The organism is Shinella sp. WSC3-e (assembly GCF_945994535.1).
GTDB classification, from domain to species: Bacteria; Pseudomonadota; Alphaproteobacteria; order Rhizobiales; family Rhizobiaceae; genus Shinella; species Shinella yambaruensis.
Genome location: NZ_OZ000530.1, coordinates 2438305 through 2456656, shown reverse-complemented (window position 1 = coordinate 2456656; position 18352 = coordinate 2438305). Strand labels below are relative to the sequence as shown.

At 65.3% G+C, this 18352-nt stretch carries 18 protein-coding genes; 7 read left to right on the top strand and 11 right to left on the bottom strand.

The annotated features are described in order from the left end of the window. Nucleotides 1-123 precede the first annotated feature (123 nt). The 3 genes from AABF56_RS12135 to AABF56_RS12125 form a co-directional block, all read right to left on the bottom strand. Nucleotides 124-630 carry a DUF1993 domain-containing protein gene (locus AABF56_RS12135; RefSeq protein WP_272806106.1) on the bottom strand — a complete coding sequence of 169 codons (507 nt, stop codon included), beginning with the start codon at nucleotides 628-630 and terminating at the stop codon, nucleotides 124-126. A gap of 106 nt (nucleotides 631-736) precedes the next feature. Next, nucleotides 737-1336, bottom strand: a complete 600-nt coding sequence (locus AABF56_RS12130; RefSeq protein ID WP_336314385.1) for an extensin-like domain-containing protein — start codon at nucleotides 1334-1336, stop codon at nucleotides 737-739. 322 nt (nucleotides 1337-1658) lie between these two features. After that, nucleotides 1659-1976, bottom strand: coding sequence for a hypothetical protein (locus tag AABF56_RS12125; protein WP_244767062.1), 318 nt, complete (start codon nucleotides 1974-1976; stop codon nucleotides 1659-1661). Between the two features lie 384 nt (nucleotides 1977-2360). On the opposite strand from AABF56_RS12125, the gene AABF56_RS12120 reads away from it, so the two are divergent. The 3 genes from AABF56_RS12120 to queF all read left to right on the top strand — a co-directional run bounded on the left by AABF56_RS12120 (nucleotide 2361) and on the right by queF (nucleotide 6053). Further along, on the top strand, nucleotides 2361-4550 hold the full coding sequence (locus AABF56_RS12120; protein ID WP_272806105.1) for an anthranilate synthase: 2190 nt from the start codon (nucleotides 2361-2363) through the stop codon (nucleotides 4548-4550). 131 nt (nucleotides 4551-4681) lie between these two features. Then, a complete protein-coding gene (locus AABF56_RS12115; protein ID WP_272806104.1) occupies nucleotides 4682-5602 on the top strand; it encodes a cation diffusion facilitator family transporter in 921 nt (306 codons plus the stop codon). Then, nucleotides 5589-6053, top strand: coding sequence for a preQ(1) synthase (gene queF, locus AABF56_RS12110; RefSeq protein WP_272806103.1), 465 nt, complete (start codon nucleotides 5589-5591; stop codon nucleotides 6051-6053). The genes AABF56_RS12115 and queF overlap by 14 nt, the downstream gene beginning before the upstream one ends. Nucleotides 6054-6083: 30 nt before the next feature. On the opposite strand, the gene AABF56_RS12105 is transcribed toward queF, so the two are convergent. Continuing rightward, nucleotides 6084-6662: a HupE/UreJ family protein gene (locus AABF56_RS12105; RefSeq protein ID WP_272806102.1), complete on the bottom strand. Its 579-nt coding sequence runs from the start codon at nucleotides 6660-6662 to the stop codon at nucleotides 6084-6086. A 246-nt stretch (nucleotides 6663-6908) separates the two neighbouring features. On the opposite strand from AABF56_RS12105, the gene AABF56_RS12100 reads away from it, so the two are divergent. Then, complete coding sequence (locus AABF56_RS12100) at nucleotides 6909-7487, top strand: ATP-dependent Clp protease proteolytic subunit (RefSeq protein WP_117366840.1); 579 nt, start codon at nucleotides 6909-6911, stop codon at nucleotides 7485-7487. Nucleotides 7488-7960: 473 nt separating this feature from the next. Next, a complete protein-coding gene (gene leuA, locus AABF56_RS12095; protein WP_272806101.1) occupies nucleotides 7961-9670 on the top strand; it encodes a 2-isopropylmalate synthase in 1710 nt (569 codons plus the stop codon). A gap of 90 nt (nucleotides 9671-9760) precedes the next feature. Here the strand turns inward: leuA and AABF56_RS12090 are convergent, their stop codons facing one another. The 4 genes from AABF56_RS12090 to AABF56_RS12075 form a co-directional block, all read right to left on the bottom strand. Beyond that, a complete protein-coding gene (locus tag AABF56_RS12090) occupies nucleotides 9761-10618 on the bottom strand; it encodes an anti-sigma factor family protein (RefSeq protein WP_272806100.1) in 858 nt (285 codons plus the stop codon). Beyond that, on the bottom strand, nucleotides 10618-11136 hold the full coding sequence (locus tag AABF56_RS12085) for an RNA polymerase sigma factor (protein ID WP_024270476.1): 519 nt from the start codon (nucleotides 11134-11136) through the stop codon (nucleotides 10618-10620). The genes AABF56_RS12090 and AABF56_RS12085 overlap by 1 nt, the downstream gene beginning before the upstream one ends. Before the next feature lie 196 nt (nucleotides 11137-11332). Further along, nucleotides 11333-11950 carry a hypothetical protein gene (locus AABF56_RS12080; RefSeq protein WP_398431075.1) on the bottom strand — a complete coding sequence of 206 codons (618 nt, stop codon included), beginning with the start codon at nucleotides 11948-11950 and terminating at the stop codon, nucleotides 11333-11335. 129 nt (nucleotides 11951-12079) lie between these two features. Beyond that, entirely contained in the window at nucleotides 12080-12982 is a 903-nt protein-coding gene (locus tag AABF56_RS12075; RefSeq protein WP_244767055.1) for a metallophosphoesterase family protein, read from the bottom strand. Between the two features lie 110 nt (nucleotides 12983-13092). On the opposite strand from AABF56_RS12075, the gene AABF56_RS12070 reads away from it, so the two are divergent. Then, nucleotides 13093-13590, top strand: a complete 498-nt coding sequence (locus AABF56_RS12070) for an NUDIX domain-containing protein (RefSeq protein WP_272806099.1) — start codon at nucleotides 13093-13095, stop codon at nucleotides 13588-13590. A gap of 2 nt (nucleotides 13591-13592) precedes the next feature. On the opposite strand, the gene AABF56_RS12065 is transcribed toward AABF56_RS12070, so the two are convergent. Further along, a complete protein-coding gene (locus AABF56_RS12065) occupies nucleotides 13593-14579 on the bottom strand; it encodes a glutathione S-transferase family protein (RefSeq protein WP_272806098.1) in 987 nt (328 codons plus the stop codon). Between the two features lie 210 nt (nucleotides 14580-14789). Between AABF56_RS12065 and AABF56_RS12060 the strand changes: the two genes are divergently transcribed. Next, nucleotides 14790-15392, top strand: a complete 603-nt coding sequence (locus AABF56_RS12060; RefSeq protein ID WP_443021102.1) for a GNAT family N-acetyltransferase — start codon at nucleotides 14790-14792, stop codon at nucleotides 15390-15392. 168 nt (nucleotides 15393-15560) lie between these two features. Here the strand turns inward: AABF56_RS12060 and AABF56_RS12055 are convergent, their stop codons facing one another. Both AABF56_RS12055 and AABF56_RS12050 read right to left on the bottom strand, forming a co-directional pair. Beyond that, nucleotides 15561-16094 carry a glyoxalase superfamily protein gene (locus AABF56_RS12055; protein ID WP_272806096.1) on the bottom strand — a complete coding sequence of 178 codons (534 nt, stop codon included), beginning with the start codon at nucleotides 16092-16094 and terminating at the stop codon, nucleotides 15561-15563. A gap of 185 nt (nucleotides 16095-16279) precedes the next feature. Then, nucleotides 16280-18352, bottom strand: a complete 2073-nt coding sequence (locus AABF56_RS12050) for a hypothetical protein (protein WP_272806095.1) — start codon at nucleotides 18350-18352, stop codon at nucleotides 16280-16282.

Genomic DNA, 18352 nt, shown 5'->3' with positions numbered 1-18352 from the left:
ACCCGTCCAATCCAGGGCGTGCCGTGTGACATGGATCCTCGGGTCAAGCCCGAGGATGACGGTGGTGGTTGGGGGGAGGTTTTTAACAACGAGGTCCGAGGAACAGTACGCCGCTCGGCCCGTTCAGGTCCGGCCGAGATAATCCAGCTTGCCGACGGGAACGCCGTTGTGGCGCAGGATCGCGTAGGCGGTGGTCAGGTGGAAATAGAAGTTCGGCAGGGCGAAGGTGAGGAGATAGTCCTTGCCGGCATAGCTCGTCTCGCCGCCGCGCGTCTTCACCACGACGGTGCGTTCCGCCGCGCCCTTAAAGGCGGATTCCGGCACGGTGGCAAGATAGGACACGGTGTTCGCGATACGGACGCGCAGGTCGGCGAGCGTCGTCTCGTCGTCGGCAAAGCTTGGCGCCTCCGTGCCGGTCAGGCGGGCGGCCGCACCCTTGGCGGTGTCGCTCATGCGCTGGATCTGGCCGGCGAGCGGCAGCATGTCCGGCGCAAGGCGGGCGTTGACCAGGATCTCCGGCTTGATCTTCCTTTCCTCGGCGAAGGCCTCGGCCTTGTCGAGCAGCTTGGAAAGCACGGCGAAACCGCGCTGGAAGGCGGGGATGGAGAGGTCGTAGGGGGTGATGGACATGGCGGGAACCTTGTTGGGCGGGAATGGCGGATGGCCACAAATGGCCATGCCTGACATAGGCGCTGCCGCCCGGCCTTTTCAGGAGCGGGGCGAAATATAATCGCATCTACCAGCAATAGCGGTAGCCGCCGCGCCGCTCCTTCACGTCGAGATGCAGGTGGTTCTGGTGCGCGGCGTCGCTGCCGGGGTCGAGCACCGTGGTGAAGTAGAGGCACGCCGCCTCCGTGATCGCGCGCTGGAAGGCGCCTTCCAGCGTCGGCTCCTTGTCCGCCGGGCGGATCGTGACGGTCTTGCCGCTCTTCAGCGCAAAGCCGGCAATGTCGACGGCATTGCCGAAGGCATGCTCGGAAATCCTGCCCTCGTCCGCACCATTGCGGTTGCGGCAGACATAGGCCGAGGCCTGGGAGAGCACGGTGATGGCCTCGCCCGGCATGGCGGCCTCAAGGGACGGTTTCACCGATCCCTCCATCCAGCGGGCAAGCTGCAGCGCGGTCTCGCAGCGGATCGTCGCCGCGGGCTCGACCTTGATGCCGCCCGGCAGGCCCTCGAGCAGGACGGGCCTGTCGATGCCGCAGGCCTTGCCGTCGTCGACGGCGGGTGCCTCCTCGAAAAGGGCGCCGATGGCCTTCAGCGCCACCCGGCAGGCAGCCTCCTGCCCGTCGTCCTCCCGGGGGCGTTCCTTTGCTTTCTCCGCATCGTCCTTCATCTTCTGCCCGGATTCGATCGTTTCCGGCGGCGCCTTTCCGGCATCGTCGCCGGCCGTCTGCTCCGGCCGTGTGACGGGAAGTGGGCCTTCCTCCGGCAGGTCGGCAGCGCCGGCCAGGATGAGGGCGGCGGCGAAGAGGGCCAGGACAATCCCAGCGAAAATGCGCAGCGGTTTTGCATGAAAACCGGGAGCGGGCCTGTTTCCACGGGGCGAAGGAACGCGGAAGCGGTCTGGGCGAGGCAGCGTGGCGATGGTTCCGTCTCCCGGCTGACAAGATCAGCGAGGAAACGCCGGAAAACCGATTTGGTTGCCGGTTGAGCGGTCAGATGCCCGCGCCGTGGGTGATTTCCATTGCCGGCGGACAGCGGCCGGCGCAGTCGTTTATGATCGTGCGCACGCGCTGGATGAGATGGATGCTGTCGCCGCTGTCATTGTCCTCGATGATGTCGAGGAAGAAACGCACCATGGTGCAGGCTTCGGCGGCATCGCGCGGGTCGTGCCGATAGATGGTGTCGAAGGCGCGGGCGATCCTGCCGTCCAGTCCCTTGAACTCCGGCGTTTCATAATCCGCGATCGTTTCCGCGAGCAGGACCTGCATTTCGCGGAACTGTTCCACCATGATGGAGACCATGGGTTTCATGCCTTGATGTCGATGTCTGGGGCGCTGCCATTAGCATGCGCTCACAAAAGGAGCAAACTTCCGAACATGGCGAAAATTCGCCATATTGACAGATTGTTTCACCGTGCCGTTTCCTCGCGCAGCAAGCGCAACGGCCGGTGATGCGGAGGCGCAACATCCGGAAAGCGGTATCGGGGCGATCGCAATCGGTCTTGCGCACGCCCGCACTTCACGCTAACACTCCGCTCATGGAAAAGATGATCATCATCGCTGGCTGGTGGTGGGCTCGCTGAGGCGGCCTTGACCAGTCATGCGTGATTGAGACGACAAGCCGCCCGAAACCTTCGAGGCGGCTTTTTCTTTTGGGCCGTCTTGAGCGAAGCGGGCCTGAAACGGAGCTGGGGAATGGCCACGAAAATCCTGGAAGACGGCGCCGAAGCCTACGAGACGAAGGGCGGGGTGACCGTCACGCGCCGCCGCCGCGCCGCCGATTATGCGCATGCGATTTCCGCCTATGTCGACAAGCTCGACGAACGGCGCGGGGCGGTCTTCTCGTCGAACTACGAATATCCCGGCCGCTATACCCGTTGGGACACCGCCGTCGTCGATTCGCCGCTCGCCATTTCCTCCTTCGGCCGCGCCGTCTGGATCGAGGCCTATAATGCCCGCGGCACGGTGCTGCTTTCCCTCATCGCCGACCGCCTGGCGGACGTGCCGGAACTCGCGCTCGGCGCCCGCACGGAAAACCGTCTCGATCTCGAGGTGAAGCTGCCCGACCGGGTCTTCACCGAGGAAGAGCGCTCCAAGATGCCGACGGTCTTTACGGTGCTGCGCGCCGTCACCGACCTCTTTCATTCGGACCAGGATGCCAGCCTCGGCCTCTACGGCGCCTTCGGCTACGACCTTGCCTTCCAGTTCGATGCGATCGACCTGAAGCTGACGCGGCCGGACGACCAGCGCGACATGGTGCTGTTCCTGCCGGACGAGATCCTCGTCGTCGACCACTATGCCGCCAAGGCCTGGATCGACCGCTACGATTTCGCCAAGGACGGGCTTTCGACGGAGGGCAAGGGCGAGGCGATCGCGCCGGAGCCGTTCCAGACCGTCGACGTGATCCCGCCGCATGGCGACCATCGTCCCGGCGAATATGCCGAGCTGGTGGTCAAGGCCAAGGAGAGTTTTCGCCGCGGCGACCTCTTCGAGGTGGTGCCCGGCCAGAAGTTCTTCGAGCGCTGCGAGAGCAAGCCGTCGGAAATCTCCCGCCGCCTCAAGGCGATCAACCCGTCGCCCTATTCCTTCTTCATCAATCTCGGCAACCAAGAATATCTCGTCGGCGCCTCGCCGGAAATGTTCGTGCGCGTCTCCGGCCGGCGCATCGAGACCTGCCCGATCTCCGGCACGATCAAGCGGGGCGACGATCCGATCGCCGATTCGGAACAGATCCTGAAGCTGCTGAATTCCAAGAAGGACGAATCCGAGCTCACGATGTGCTCGGATGTCGACCGCAACGACAAGAGCCGCGTCTGCGAGCCGGGGTCGGTCAAGGTCATCGGCCGCCGGCAGATCGAGATGTATTCGCGCCTCATCCACACGGTCGACCATATCGAGGGGCGCCTGCGCGACGACATGGACGCCTTCGACGGCTTCCTCTCGCATGCCTGGGCCGTCACCGTCACCGGCGCGCCGAAACTCTGGGCGATGCGCTTCATCGAGGCGCATGAGAAGAGCCCGCGCGCATGGTATGGTGGGGCGATCGGCATGGTCGGCTTCAATGGCGACATGAACACGGGCCTCACGCTGCGCACCATCCGCATCAAGGACGGTATCGCGGAGGTGCGCGCCGGGGCGACGCTGCTCTATGATTCCAATCCGCAGGAAGAAGAAGCCGAAACAGAACTGAAGGCCTCCGCCATGATCGCAGCCATCCGCGACGCCAAGTCCGGCAACTCCGCCAAGGTGCAGCGCGACGTCGCGGCCGTGGGCGCGGGCGTGAACATCCTGCTCGTCGACCACGAGGACAGTTTCGTCCACACGCTCGCCAACTATTTCCGCCAGACGGGCGCGAATGTGACGACCGTGCGCACGCCGGTTCCCGAAGAGGTGTTCGACCGCATCAAGCCGGATCTCGTCGTGCTCTCGCCCGGCCCGGGCAGCCCGAAGGATTTCGACTGCAAGGCGACGATCAAGAAGGCGCGGGCGCGCAGCCTGCCGATCTTCGGCGTCTGCCTCGGCCTGCAGGCGCTCGCCGAGGCTTATGGCGGGGAACTGCGCCAGCTTGCCATTCCCATGCACGGCAAGCCTTCGCGCATCCGCGTGCTGGAGCCGGGCGTCGTCTTCTCCGGCCTTGGCCGCGAGGTGACGGTCGGGCGCTACCACTCGATCTTCGCCGACCCCGCCACGCTGCCGCGCGATTTCATCATCACGGCGGAGAGCGAGGACGGCACGATCATGGGCATCGAGCATGCCAGCGAGCCGGTCGCCGCCGTGCAGTTCCATCCCGAATCGATCATGACGCTCGGCCAGGACGCCGGCATACGGATGATCGAGAACGTGGTCGCCCACCTTTCCAAGAAAGCGAAGATAAAGGCCGCCTGAGGCTTTGACAAAACGGCCGAACTGGCCGATACCGACGCCAAGAGAAAACCGCGTGCACGTCCCCGTGCGCGCGGTTTTGCGTTGATGGACCAGGCTTTTTGCAACTCGGTTGCATGCGCATGGAGAATGGCATGGAAAATTCGGATCGGGTCAAGCGGCTGGCGCTCTGGGGCATTCCGCTCTCGCTTTTCGTGATGGGGCTGAAGCTCATCGCCTGGTGGGTGACGGGCTCCGTGGCGCTCCTCTCCGACGGGCTGGAATCGAGCGTCAACGTGGTCGCCGCCATCGTCGCCTTCGCGGCGATCACCTATGCGGCAAAACCCGCGGACAAGACGCATCCCTTCGGCCACCACAAGGCGGAATATCTCTCGGCGGTCCTGGAGGGCGTGCTGATCGTGGTCGCGGCGCTGCTGATCGTCGCGGAGGCGGCGCCGGCGGTGCTTGCGCCCGCGCCGATGGAGGCGCCGGCACTGGGTCTTGCCATCAACTTCCTTGCGGGCGTCATCAACGCGGCCTGGGCCTTCACGCTCATTCGCGCGGGAAAACGCTATCGCTCGCCGGCGCTGTCGGCGGATGGGCAGCATATCCTGTCGGATGTGGTCACGTCGGCGGGCGTGCTCGTCGGCCTCCTTCTCGCCATCGCCACCGGCTATGCGGTGCTCGATCCGCTGCTTGCGGTGCTCGTCGCGCTCAACATCCTCTACCAGGGCTGGAGGGTCATCGCCCATTCGGTCGATGGCCTGATGGATCATGCGGTCGAGCCGGAGGAGGCCGAGGCCATCCAGGCGGCGATCGCCGCGCATGGCGCGGGCTCCCTCGGCGTTCACGACCTGAAGACGCGCAGGGCAGGGGCGGCGACCTTCGTCGACTTCCATCTCGTCGTGCCGGCGCGAATGCCCGTGGGCGAGGCGCATGACATCTGCGACCGGCTCGAGGATGCCATCCGTGCCGTGCAGCCCGGCGCGCAGATCGCCATCCACGTCGAGCCGGAGACGGAAAAGGCGCATGGAATCAAGGTGAAGATCGAAGAGGTTCACAATGAGCAAGACTGACGTATCGGGACTGTCGCAGCTCGGCCAGGCGGTCGACCTGCCGTCCAACCCGGAGACTGCCGTTCTGGAGAAGGTGCCGAGCAACCATGGAGGCACGGATTTCGTCGTGCGCTTCACGGCGCCGGAATTTACCTCGCTCTGCCCGATGACCGGCCAGCCGGATTTCGCGCATATCGTCATCGACTACATCCCGGACGGCTGGCTGGTCGAATCGAAATCGCTGAAGCTCTACCTGCACTCCTTCCGCAACCACGGTGCCTTCCACGAGGACTGCACCATCGACATCGCCAAGCGGCTCGTCGGGCTGCTGGAGCCGAAATGGCTGCGCATCGGCGCCTACTGGTATCCGCGCGGCGGCATTCCGATCGATGTGTTCTGGCAGACGGGCGATGCACCGAAGGGCGTGTGGATCCCCGAGCAGGGCGTGCAGCCCTATCGCGGGCGGGGGTGAAGGCGGCGGTTCTTCCGCCGCCCCCGGATGTCAGCCGAAGGCGAGCACGAGGCCGGCGAGCGCCGTGACGGCCCCGAGGATGCGCGCCGCTGCGCCGCCGCCCGAAAGGCGCGCGATGCCGAGGCCAAGGCCGATGCCGGCGACGTGCAGCAGCGCCGTCGCGACGACGAAGCCGGCGCCGAATTCGAGGGCGCCGGCGCTGCCGAGCTCGCCGCCATGGGCATGGCCGTGGAAGAGCGCGAAGACGGCGACGATCGCGGCCGAGGCCGCCGTGTCGAGTTTCACCGCCATGGCCACGAGCAGGCCGAGGGCGACGACCGAGGCGAGGATCGCCGGCTCGACGAAGGGCAGATCGAAGCCCGCAAGCGCAAGGCCGAAGCCGATCGCCATGGTGGCGACGAAGGCGGCCGGCACACCCCAGAGCGCCTTGCCGCCGATCTGCGCCGCCCAGAGGCCGACGGCGACCATGACGAGGATATGGTCGAGGCCGAAGAGCGGATGCGAGAACCCGGCCATGAAGGAGCCGTGCTCGTCCGGATTGAGGTGGGCGAAGGCCGGTGCGGCCGTGGCGGCGAGCGCGGCCAGCGCCAGCGGGATGCGTCTGATCATGATGTCCCCTGTTCCGCCGGCCTTGGGGAGCAGCCGGCGCCTTTGTCGATAAGGCCGGCATCGTAGGAGCGGTGCCGGCGCCAAGTCCATACGCAAAGTGCGCAACGCGCCGGGCGCATTTACCCTGTTTTCCGGTGGCGCGGCGAGGCTCTATCGCCCCTTATCGGTTTTGTTGCATTGTCTTGGCCAGTGAGTCGCATTATCTGACAGCGACAGGACTATTGACGAGCAATCCGGAGACTTTGGATGAGCGACGAAGACGACAAGAAGACGGAACTGCCCCTGGGCAAGGAAACGGAGGCGAATCTTTTCAAGTCGCGTTCGATCTTCATCTACGGGCCGATCAACCAGGAACTGGCGCAGAAGGTCTGCTCGCAGCTCGTGGCGCTCGCCGCCGCCAGCGACGAGGACATCCGCATCTACGTGAATTCGCCGGGCGGCCATGTCGAATCGGGCGATTCGATCCACGACATGATCAAGTTCATCAAGCCGAAGGTCTGGATGATCGGCACGGGCTGGGTCGCCTCGGCCGGTGCGCTGATCTATGTCGCCGCGCCGAAGGAACAGCGCCTTTGCCTGCCGAACACCCGCTTCCTCCTGCACCAACCGTCGGGCGGCACCCGTGGCATGGCGTCGGACATCGAGATCCAGGCCCGCGAGATCATCAAGATGAACGAGCGCCTGAACAAGATCTTCGCCGACGCCACCGGCCAGCCGATCGAGAAGATCGCCAAGGACACGGACCGTGACTACTGGCTCTCGGCCGAGGAAGCCAAGGGCTACGGCCTCGTTTCGCGCATCGTGACCTCGCAGGCGGATATCTGAGGTTTTCCAGCCGCTTGCCCCACCCTCTCCGTCATCCTCGGGCCTGACCCGAGGATCCACAAGGCGGGTGTGGTGTGGATGCTCGGGTCAGGCCCGAGCATGACGAAAGAGAGGTTTGCGGACCTCGCAGAAAAGCGAAGCCCTCCCGTTGCGGAGGGCTTTTTCTTTGGAGGTGCTTGCGCTTTCTCCCGCCCGCCGGTATAGACGCCTCATGTTGAAGACCAGCGCACAGATCATCGAACGAGTTTCCCGCGGCAGCGCAGCTGTCCGCGAGCGTTCGCGCGGCTTCTCCTCGCTTCTTCTTCTCGGCCTTACGCGCGGTTGCCGGGTTCGCTGAGGAGCGCCCGGCGGCCGAAAAGCCCGTCCGGCGATAGCTCCTCGTTTCACCCCTACGCATGAATTCCGGTGCATTCGCCCTCGTTAGGCGCTATGACGCATTTCGCGAATGCCGGGACGACGAAGAGACGAAGACGATGATTTTGAAGACCCATTCCCCCAAGCAGGGCATGCCCGAGGCGCCCGTCAAGTACCAGGCCTATCCGACGATCAACATTGCGGACCGGACCTGGCCCAGCAAGACGATCACCAAGGCGCCGATCTGGTGTTCGGTGGACCTGCGCGACGGCAACCAGTCGCTGATCAACCCGATGGGCCACGACCGCAAGGCCCGCATGTTCCAGCTGCTGCTCGACATGGGGTTCAAGGAAATCGAGATCGGTTTTCCCTCCGCCTCGCAGACCGACTTCGACTTCGCCCGCTGGTGCGTCGAGGAGGGCAACGTGCCGCAGGACGTGTCCCTGCAGGTGCTGGTGCAGTGCCGGCCGGAGCTGATCACCCGCACCTTCGAGGCCCTGGAAGGTGCGCACAAGCCGATCATCCACTTCTATAACTCCACCAGCGAATTGCAGCGCCGCGTGGTGTTCGGCAAGGACGTCGCCGGCATCAAGCAGATCGCCACCGATGCCGCCAAGATGATCACCGACATGGCCGCCAAGGCCGGCGGCGGCTACCGTTTCGAATATTCGCCGGAGAGCTTCACCGGCACCGAGCTGGAAGTGGCGCTGGAGATCTGCAACGCGGTCGTCGAGATCGTCAGGCCGACGGCGGACAACAAGCTGATCCTCAACCTGCCGTCCACCGTCGAGATGGCGACGCCAAACATCTATGCCGACCAGATCGAATGGATGTGCCGCAACATCGACAACCGCGAGAACGTCATCATCTCGCTGCACCCGCACAATGACCGCGGCACCGGCATCGCCGCCACGGAACTGGCGCTGATGGCCGGCGCGGACCGCGTCGAGGGCACGCTGTTCGGCAATGGCGAGCGCACGGGCAATGTCGACGTCGTGACGCTGGCCTTGAACATGTACACGCAGGGCGTCGATCCCAAGCTCGACTGCTCCGACATCGAGCGCATCAAGGCGGTCTACGAATATTCCAACGAGATGGCCATTCCCGAGCGCCACCCCTATGTCGGCGAACTGGTCTATACCGCCTTCTCCGGCTCGCACCAGGACGCCATCAACAAGGGCATGAAGGCCATCAGGCAAGCCAACAAGCCGATCTGGGAAGTGCCCTACCTGCCGATCGACCCGCAGGACGTCGGCCGCTCCTACGAGGCGATCATCCGCATCAACTCGCAGTCCGGCAAGGGCGGCATCGCCTATATCCTGCAGGAGGACTACGGCATCAACCTGCCGCGGAGCCTCCAGGTGGAGTTCCGCGAGGAGATCCAGCGCATCACCGACGAAGAGGGCGTGGAGCTGCCGTCGAAGCGCATCCATGAAAGCTTCATGCAGCGCTACGTCACGCAGCCCGGAACGCGCCTGCGCTTCGTCGACCACCACACCTATCCGGACGACGCAGGCCAGAAGGGCACGCGCATCGTTGCCGCCGAGATCACCGATGGCGGCGAGATGAAGCGCATCGAAGGCAAGGGGACCGGTCCGATCGACGGCTTCATCAATGCCCTGTCGATCTATCTCGGCATCCCGATGTCGGTGGCGGACTATTCCGAGCACTCGCTCCAGCACGGCTCCAACGCGGCGGCCATCGCCTATGTGGAAGTCGAGCATCCGGGCGGCAAGCTGTTCGGCGTCGGCATCAACACGAACATCGTGACGGCCTCGCTCGAAGCCATCGTCTCGGCCGCCAACCGCGTGCTCGCCGTCCGCGGCTGAGCCGCGACGATCCCGGAACAGAAAAAGCCCGGCAGCGATGCTGTCGGGCTTTTGGGTGTCCGTGATCTGCGGCGCCTGTTGCGCGGATGCTCAGATCGTCGAGGAAACCGTCTCGGCGATGCGCTCGAGGGCCGGATCGGCAGAGGGGCCGACCACGACATAGGACGCGCTGCCCTTCTGCCAGGAGACGAGGCCGATATCGTTGCGCATGCTTTCGGCAAGGGCCGTGACGGTTTCGACCGGATCGCTCTGGACGAAACAGATGGCGAAGACCTCGTTCTGCGCATTGCGATAGAGAAGCTGGGCGGCCGGCTTGCCGCCGGCGACCAGCAGGCGCGCGCCCTCGAAGGTCAGGTTCTGGTCGGAAAGGTCGGGCAGCGTGAAGGGCACGCCCGTGCTGGCCGTCAGCCATTCGACGATATGCTCCTTCTCGCTTGCCGGCACTTCCACGAGATGGCGTGTCTGGCGGGCATAGATGCGATGGTAGTCGGCAATATCATCCAGCCAGGTGCGGGCAGGAGCGAACTGGTTGGAGGCGAGCCGGGACACGCCGTGCTGCCGTTCGCCGACGAGATAGCCGGCGGCGCCGCCGGCAAGGAACAATACGAGCGAGGCGGCGAGTGCCTTCGGCCAGAAGGCCGAGGGACGGCGCGGGGCGGCAGCGGCGACCGGAATGGCGGCGAAACCTGCCGGCGACGGCTCGTCGTCCTTCTTGCCGGCCTCCTTGATGTTGCGTACCAGATCGAGCGGGATCGGCTCCTGCAGCAGCTTGTCGAAGGCGCGGGCGCCGAACTCGCTGCCGAGCTTCAGCTTCTCGAAGACCATGCGCGCATCGTCGTTCTCGGCGAGGATCGCGTTGATCTCGTCCATTTCCGCTTCCGGCAGCTGGCCGTCGAGATAGGCCGACAGGCGGACTTCGAGCGGAAGACCCTGTGTGCTCTCCACCATCAGGCCCTCCTTTCCATCTGTTCGGAGATCATGGCCGCAAGGCGGATGCGGGCGGCCGAGAGCCGGCTCATCACGGTGCCGATCGGTATGCCCAGAATATCCGCCGCCTCCCGATAGCTGTGGCCTTCGACATTGACGAGGAGAAAGACGCTCGAAAGACCTTCCGGCATGGTCATGATCAACTTGTGCAACTGCTTGGCATAGACCGCCTTGTCGGCTGACGCTTCGATATGCAGGCTATCCTGCTCGGCGACATCTACCGTGCCGGACCCTGTGCGGACCTTTCGCTTGCGGATCTCGTCCACCCAGAGATTGCGCGTCATGGCATAAACCCAGCTTTCCAGCCGGCCTTCCCCGTTCCACAGATGGCTCCGCGTGATGGCCCTTTCGCATGCCTCCTGTACGAGGTCGTCGGCATCGCTGCCGTTGCGCGTCAGCGTCATGGCGAAACGGCGCAACTTTGGCAGCAAATTGACCAGTTCTCGCCGGAACTCATTCGATTCTGCCGTCGGACGCATTGCTTTTCCAAGGAAACGTTCGGGATCAAAACTCTATTCGCTGCCGGGCGGGCGGCGACCGTCTGATATGAAACATTCTTCCTAGTGTCTGCAAGCATGAACGGCATCCGGGAGCGCAGTTTCCCGCGTTCCCTCCAAGATTGATCCCCTGTTGGCCCGCGCCGTGCCGTTTTGGCACGGCGTCGCCAACCATGTGTCAGTAAGTGGTGCGCTCGCCGCCGAGCGACTGAAGCAGCGCACGGTAGGCCCAGGTATTCTCGCCGCCGCGGTCGCGGATCTCGACGAGCTGGACGCGGGCGCCTTCGACATCGCCCTGTTCGAGCAGGGCCTGGCCCATATAGGAGCGGGCGAGGATGTAGTTCTCGTCCTTCTGCAGCGCCCGCTCGTAGTAGGTCATGCCCAGCGCCATGTCGCCGAGCTTGCGGGTGTTGTAGCCCATATAGTTGAGGATGCGCGGGTCCTCCTGGTCATAGGCCGCGCGCAGCGCCCGCAGCGCGTTCTCATGCTGGCCCGCATAGGCGAATTCGCGCGCCGCCTCGTAGAGCTTGTCGTCGATCGTGCGCTCGGTCTTCTTCTGTTCTTCCTCCTTGGCCTCGTCCTCGGGCGCCGTGCCCTCGGCCGGCTTCAGGTCCTCCGGCGCGACGCATTCCTTCTTCTCGTCGTTCCAGATCTTGCCGTCGGTGCAGGTCGTCGTCGTCTCGGTCGCGACCGGTGGCGTCGTCGTGTCGGAATCGGCGGCACGCGCGGCCGAAAGCGCCGTCAGCGAGACGGCGGCGCAGAATGAAAGCAGCATGGTGTGGCGGAGCATGGTCATGGGTTCCCTCTCGATCGTTCGCCTGCCTGGCGCTGGCCGTCCGGGAGCGGGCCGGCCCTCTGGTGACCCTGGAGGGCGGGCCGCTCTAAGAAGATGATACGGGCGAAGGAGGGGTTTTATTCGCGCTTTTCAGAACCGCGTGGTTTCCGCGAGAGACAGGGCCAGGCCGTCCTGCGTCAGGGCGTATCGCTCGCGCATCACGTTCCAGTTCCCCGGCGCGCCGGAGATCGAGAACAGGTTGTAGCCGGCGGGCGGCTTGTGGCCGCCCGGCCCCTGCGAGGCGGAGGCGATGCCGACGACCGGGATCTGCTTTGCCTGTCCGGGCAGCCAGTGCACGGTGTTGAGGTGGGTGTGGCCGTGCAGCACGAGATCCGCCCCGCCGGTCGAGACGGTCGCGGCGAAGCGGCGGATGCCGATCATGCGCTTGTGGAACGAGGTCGCGCCGCGAATCGGCGGATGATGGATCAGCACGACGCGGAAGAGGCCGGCCTCCTCGGCTGCCCGCAGGAGATTGACGGTCTCGCGGGCCTGGCGGCTGCCGAAATAGCCGGATGCGGCAAAGGGCGGCGTCGCGACCGCCGTCGAGCAGCCGATGATCGCCACCTGGTCGCGCACCCGCATATAGGGAAAGACGTGGAAGTCGTCATGCCATTCGGCCGGCCCGTTGTCGCCGCGCATGTAGGGATACCAGGCCCTGGTCGATTTTTCGTAGGCGCCCGGCACATAGGCGTCGTGGTTGCCCGGAACCACCGAGACGTTTTCCGGCGTGCCCGCCTCTGCCAGCCAGTGCTTGACGGCCGCGATTTCCAGCGAAGAGGCGAGGTTCACGAGGTCACCGGTGATCGCCAGATGATCCGGATCGCGCCGCTCGATATCGTCGAGCACGATGTCCAGCGTGTTGGCGAAGAGGTGCCGGCGGCGGTTGCGATGCCAGTTGACGAAGCCGGTGATGCGTTTGGAAAAAAGCTCCAGGAAGGTGAGGGCGGGGAGCGGGCCGAGATGGACGTCCGATATATGGGCAAGTCTGAACATATCCTTCCTTAGAGCATAAGATGCGCAAGGGGAACGCAAGGCGTGGATATTCCCTGGGCTTTGGCGCGGTGAGACTTGATTTGGCCGAACGCTTCCGGCGAAGTGCCGCCATGGACCAGCACAAGCCCGCCGCCCCGCCGACCCGCAGCCGCCTCACGCGGCTCGCGACGCGCGTGCTGCACGGCTATTTCGCGCTTTCGCGCGGCATGACGATGGGCGTGCGCGCCGCCTGTTTCGACGAGGCCGGCCGCCTCTTCCTCGTGCGCCACAGCTACGTGCCCGGCTGGCACCTGCCGGGCGGCGGCATCGAGCGCGGCGAGACGGCGCTGGAGGCGCTGGCCAAGGAGATGCGGGAGGAGGGTAACCTCGTCCTGGGGGCGCCGCCGCGGCTCCTGCACGTCTATTTCAACCGGCAGACCAGCAGGCGCGACCATGTCCTCCTCTATCGCTGCGAGGGCGTCACCCAGTCGGCGCCGCGCCTGAAGGACCGGGAGATCGTCGAGGCCGGCTTCTTCGCGCTCGACGCGCTGCCGGCCGACACGACCGCCGCCACCCGAAGGCGGCTGGAGGAGCTTGCCGGCCGGGCACCGTTTTCGGACGTCTGGTAGGTTCAGGCCGCTTTCAGCCGATCCCGGCCATGCGGCACGGTCAGGTCGAGCTCCGGGCCGACCGGCACGATGCCCGTCGGGTTGATGGTCGTGTGGCTGCGGTAATAATGCTCCTTGATGTGGCGCATGTTCACCGTGCCGGCGACGCCCGGCACCTGGTACAGGTCGCGCAGGTAGCCGGAAAGGTTCGGATAGTCGGCGATGCGGCGGATATTGCACTTGAAGTGGCCGACATAGACCGGATCGAAACGCACCAGCGTGGTGAAGAGCCGCCAGTCGGCCTCCGTCAGGCGGCCGCCGGTGAGATAGCGCCTCTTCGAAAGCCGTTCTTCGAGCTGGTCCAGCATCTCGAAGAGCCTTTGCACGGCGGCCTCGTAGGCCTCCTGCGTCGTCGCGAAGCCGGCCTTGTAGACGCCGTTGTTGACGCTGTCGTAGATCGCCTCGTTGAGGGCGTCGATCTCGGCGCGCAGCGGCTCGGGATAGTAGTCGTCGCGCGAGCCGGTGAGGCCGTCGAAGGCGGAATTGAACATGCGGATGATCTCGGCCGATTCGTTCGAGACCAGCCGGTTCTGCTTCTTGTCCCACAGGACGGGCACGGTGACGCGGCCGGAATAGTGCGGATCGGCCTTCTGGTAGATTTCGTGGAGCGCGGCGGCGCCGAACAGCGGATCGAGCGTGCCGCCGTTCTCGCCCTTGAATTCCCAGCCCTTCGACAGCATCAGCGGATCGACGACGGAGACGGTGATCAGGTCCTCCAGCCTCTTCAGCCTGCGGAAGATCAGCGTGCGATGCGCCCAGGGACAGGCATAGGAGACATAGAGGTGGTAGCGCCCCGCCTCCGCGGCAAAGCCGCCTTCGCCCGAAGGCCCCGGGGCGCCATCCGGCGTGATCCAGTTGCGGAACTGCGAGGCGGCGCGCTTGAAATGGCCCTTCGTCGATTTCGTGTCATACCAGACGTCATGCCAGACGCCGTCCACGAGCATGCCCATGATGGTCTCCTTCTGCGGCCTTCGCGGCCAAAACGTACGGCCATAGTGAGCGTATGGGCCGGACGTGGATAGGTGCATTTTGATGAACAGTGCGTTTTGCTCTTTGACAGACACGAAATTTCTGCTATCCGCGCAGACCAGCACCGGCGCTCACGCTGGCAGGGAAGACGAAACGCGCATGTTCTACACCGGAACCCCACGACGACGCTGATGCTCCTGCTGCGCCCCCTGGCGGCGGCGCGATCCCCCGCATCCCTCGTTTCGTCTCCGGTTCCCCGATCCATGAACATGCTCAAGCACGACCTCGTCTACCTGACGGAAGATGCCTCCCACGACGCGGCCATCGAACATATCAACGAAGAAGCCTTCGGCCCCGGCCGGCATGTCCGCGCGGCTGCGCGCATCCGCGAGCAGGGGCCGCACGACCTGTCGCTGTCCTTCATCTGTACCGATGACGGCGAGACGATCGCCTCGGTGCGCATGACGCCGGTCCTGGCGGGCGGCGTGAAGGGACATCTTCTCGGCCCGCTCGCCGTCAGGCCCTCGCACAAGAACCGGGGCATCGGCCGGGAGCTCCTGCGCATCGCCTGCGCCGCCGCAAAACGCAAGGGCTCGGAAGCCGTCGTGCTCGTCGGCGATCCGCCCTATTACGGCCCGCTCGGCTTCGAGAAGGTCGCCTGGAACGCGCTGACCTTTCCCGGCCCCGTCGATCCCGCCCGCGTGCTGGTCATGCCCTTTGCGGTCGATACGCATGAGCGGCTGAAGGGGGTGATTGCGTGGCGGTGTGACGAGGGGACTGCTGCCGGCATTTAAGAAGCGCCCCTCATCCGGCTGCCGGCACCTTCTCCCCGCAAGCGGGGAGAAGGAGAGGCTTGGCAACGTCTCCTGTCCATCGAGCTACCCTTTTCAGGAAAGCGGCGCGGCATTTTCCTTCTCCCCGCTTGCGGGGAGAAGGTGCCGGCAGTCGGATGAGGGGCTTTCTCAGTCCTTCAACTCCATGAAGCGGATGTGGTTGTTGAACGGGTCCGTCACCGTCACCTCCAACCGCGAACCCTCGTCCTCCAGCCCCGGCTTCATGTAGCGGTAGTCCTTGCCGATCAGTTCCTTCTGGAAGGCGCGGATGCCCTTCATGTAGACGACCATGTTGCCGCCGGGCGTCGCATCGCCCGCATGTTCGGAAAGGTGCAGCCTGAGGCCGCCGCGCGAGACCTGCGTATAGAGCGGAAAGTTCTCGCCGTAGCGATGCTCCCAATCGACGGTAAAGCCGAGGAAGCCGAGATAGAATTCGTGCGCCTTCGGCACATCGAAGATGCGCACGATCGGCACCGCCTGCTCGAATTCGATACCGTTCGCCGGCTTGGCCTCGATCCTGGCGGACAGGATATTCCATGTCTCGACGCCGAACTGGCGGGCGACGATTTCGAGGGCTTCGCTGTGGGTGATCTCGATGGTGCGGGCGGCGAGCGCCTCTCGCAGGGTTTTCGCCATGGTTTTTGCGTCGCGAAAATCGCGCATGTCCGTTCCTCGTCTCAAGGCGAAGTCTTCGTCAGTGCCCGCATTGCCGACGCCTTCGCCAACGATGAACGGTGGTGAAAGGTTTTCAGGGAGGCGTTCGCCATGCCTTGAAAAGGCGCGGGTCTGCCGGCCGCCTCCGGCCGTGCGGGCAGACTAGCCGAACGGCGGGCGCGACGCCAGAGGGACTATCGCCCTTCGCGATACCACATGGCCGAGAAGGCGAGCAGCAGGAGGCCGACGCCGGCGAAACCGGCGAAGAGCGGCAGCGAGTTGATGCCCTTCAGCACCGTCTCGTCCGTCATGCGCAGCGACAGGCGGTTCTCGTCGACCGTGCGCACCTGGCCCGACACCGGCAGCAGAGGCGGCAGGGAAACCGTCTCGCCTTCCGCATCGACCAGCCGGCGCACCGTGCCCTTGGTGGCGTCGGCGAGCGGCTTCAGGCTCTCGGTGGTCGAGATCGTCGCCTTGAATTCCGGCGCGTCGACCGCGCCGACATGCACCAGAGCGGAGAGATCGTCGTTGGTGATCTCGTAGAGGCCGGTCTCCGCCGTCGGCACCTCGGCGCGGTAGAGGCCGGGCTCGGCCTCGCTCAGCGTCACCTGCTGCGTCGCGCCGGAGGGCAGCTTCAGCGTCGCCTCGCCGGGTGCGTCGCCGATCGTCTGGCGGTTGATCTGGAGCGTGCGGCCGAAGGTGCGCGCGGTCAGCGCCTCCTCTTCCAGCGCCGGCTCCTGCATCAGCCAGTGGGCGGTGCGCCGGTAGAGCGAGACATGCGGGCCGCCGCCCTCGAAGCCGCGCGCCCAGAGCCAGCCCTGGTCGGAAAGCAGCATGGCGACGCGGCCCTTGCCGGCGCGGTTCAGCACGAGGAGCGGCTTGCCGTCATTGGCCTCCATCACGACATTGCCGTCCGGGCGCTGCACGTCGACGGTGCGGAACCAGCGGCCCCAATGGGGCGGCTCCTCGTTCGCGCCTTCGAGGCCTCGGGTGACGGGGTGCTTCTTGCCCTCGTCCGAAAGGCGGGGATAGAAGGCGGCTTCGTTCATCGCGCCGGTCGGGTTTGCCGGCAGCACGACGGAGAGCGGCGTGCCGGCGATGGAATCGTTGCCGGCATGTTCCGGTCCCGCGGCGATCAGCAGCGCGCCGCCGTTTTCGACATATTGCGCGATGTTGTCGTAATAGAGGATCGGCAGCACGCCGCGGTGCTGGTAGCGGTCGAAGATTATGAGGTCGAACTCGTTGATCTTGTCGACGAACAGTTCGCGCGTCGGGAAGGCGATCAGCGAGAGTTCGTTGATCGGCGTGCCATCCTGCTTTTCCGGCGGGCGCAGGATGGTGAAGTGCACGAGGTCGATGGCGGTGTCGGACTTCAAAAGGTTGCGCCAGGCGCGCTCGCCGGCATGCGGCTCGCCGGAGACCAGCAGCACGCGCAGGTTCTCGCGGATACCCTCGATGACATGGACGGCGCGGTTGTTCGCCGTGGTGATCTCGCCTTCGACCGGCTCGACCTCGAATTCCAGGATGTTGTTGCCGCCGCGCGGCACGGTGAAGCGGAGCGGCTGCTCGGTGCCCGGCTGCGCGATTTCCGAGGCGATCTCGTTGCCGTTGAGGCGCACGGTCACGCGGGCGGTGTCGCCGGGCCCGGCGCCGTCGTCCACCACACGGAATTTCAGCTCCTGCGGCTCGCCGACGATGCCGAAGCGCGGCGCGCTGACGATCTCGATGCGGCGGTCGAACTCGTCCGGCCGGCCGGTGACGAGCGCGTGCACCGGCGCCTCGAAGCTGGAGAAGGCGGAAGCCTCCGGAATGTCATGCACCTGGCCGTCGGTGAGGAGGATCGCGCCGCCGACGCGCGAGCGCGGCACATCGGCGATCGCCGCGTTGAGGGCGTCGAAGAGACGGGTGGAGGGCGTGTCCGACGTGCCGTCGTCGCCCGCTTCGACGATGCGCGGCTCGATGCGGGGATAGCGGGCGAAGCGTTCTTTTAGGCCTTCCAGTGCGGCGTTGGTCTGGGCGGTGCGCTGCTCGTTGTCCTGGCTCTGGCTGCGGTCGACGATGACGGGCACGACGGTCGACAGCGCCTCGCGGTCCTCCTGCAGGAAGACCGGATTGGCGAGCGCGAAGACCAGGAGGGCGAGCGCCAGCGCGCGGATGACGGCGCCGCGCAGGCCGCGCCAGAAGCCGAGGGCGGCAAGCGCAAGGCCGACAAGGCCGATCGCGGCTATGGCGAGCCAGGGCAGGAAGGGGGAGAATTGCAGGGTCAT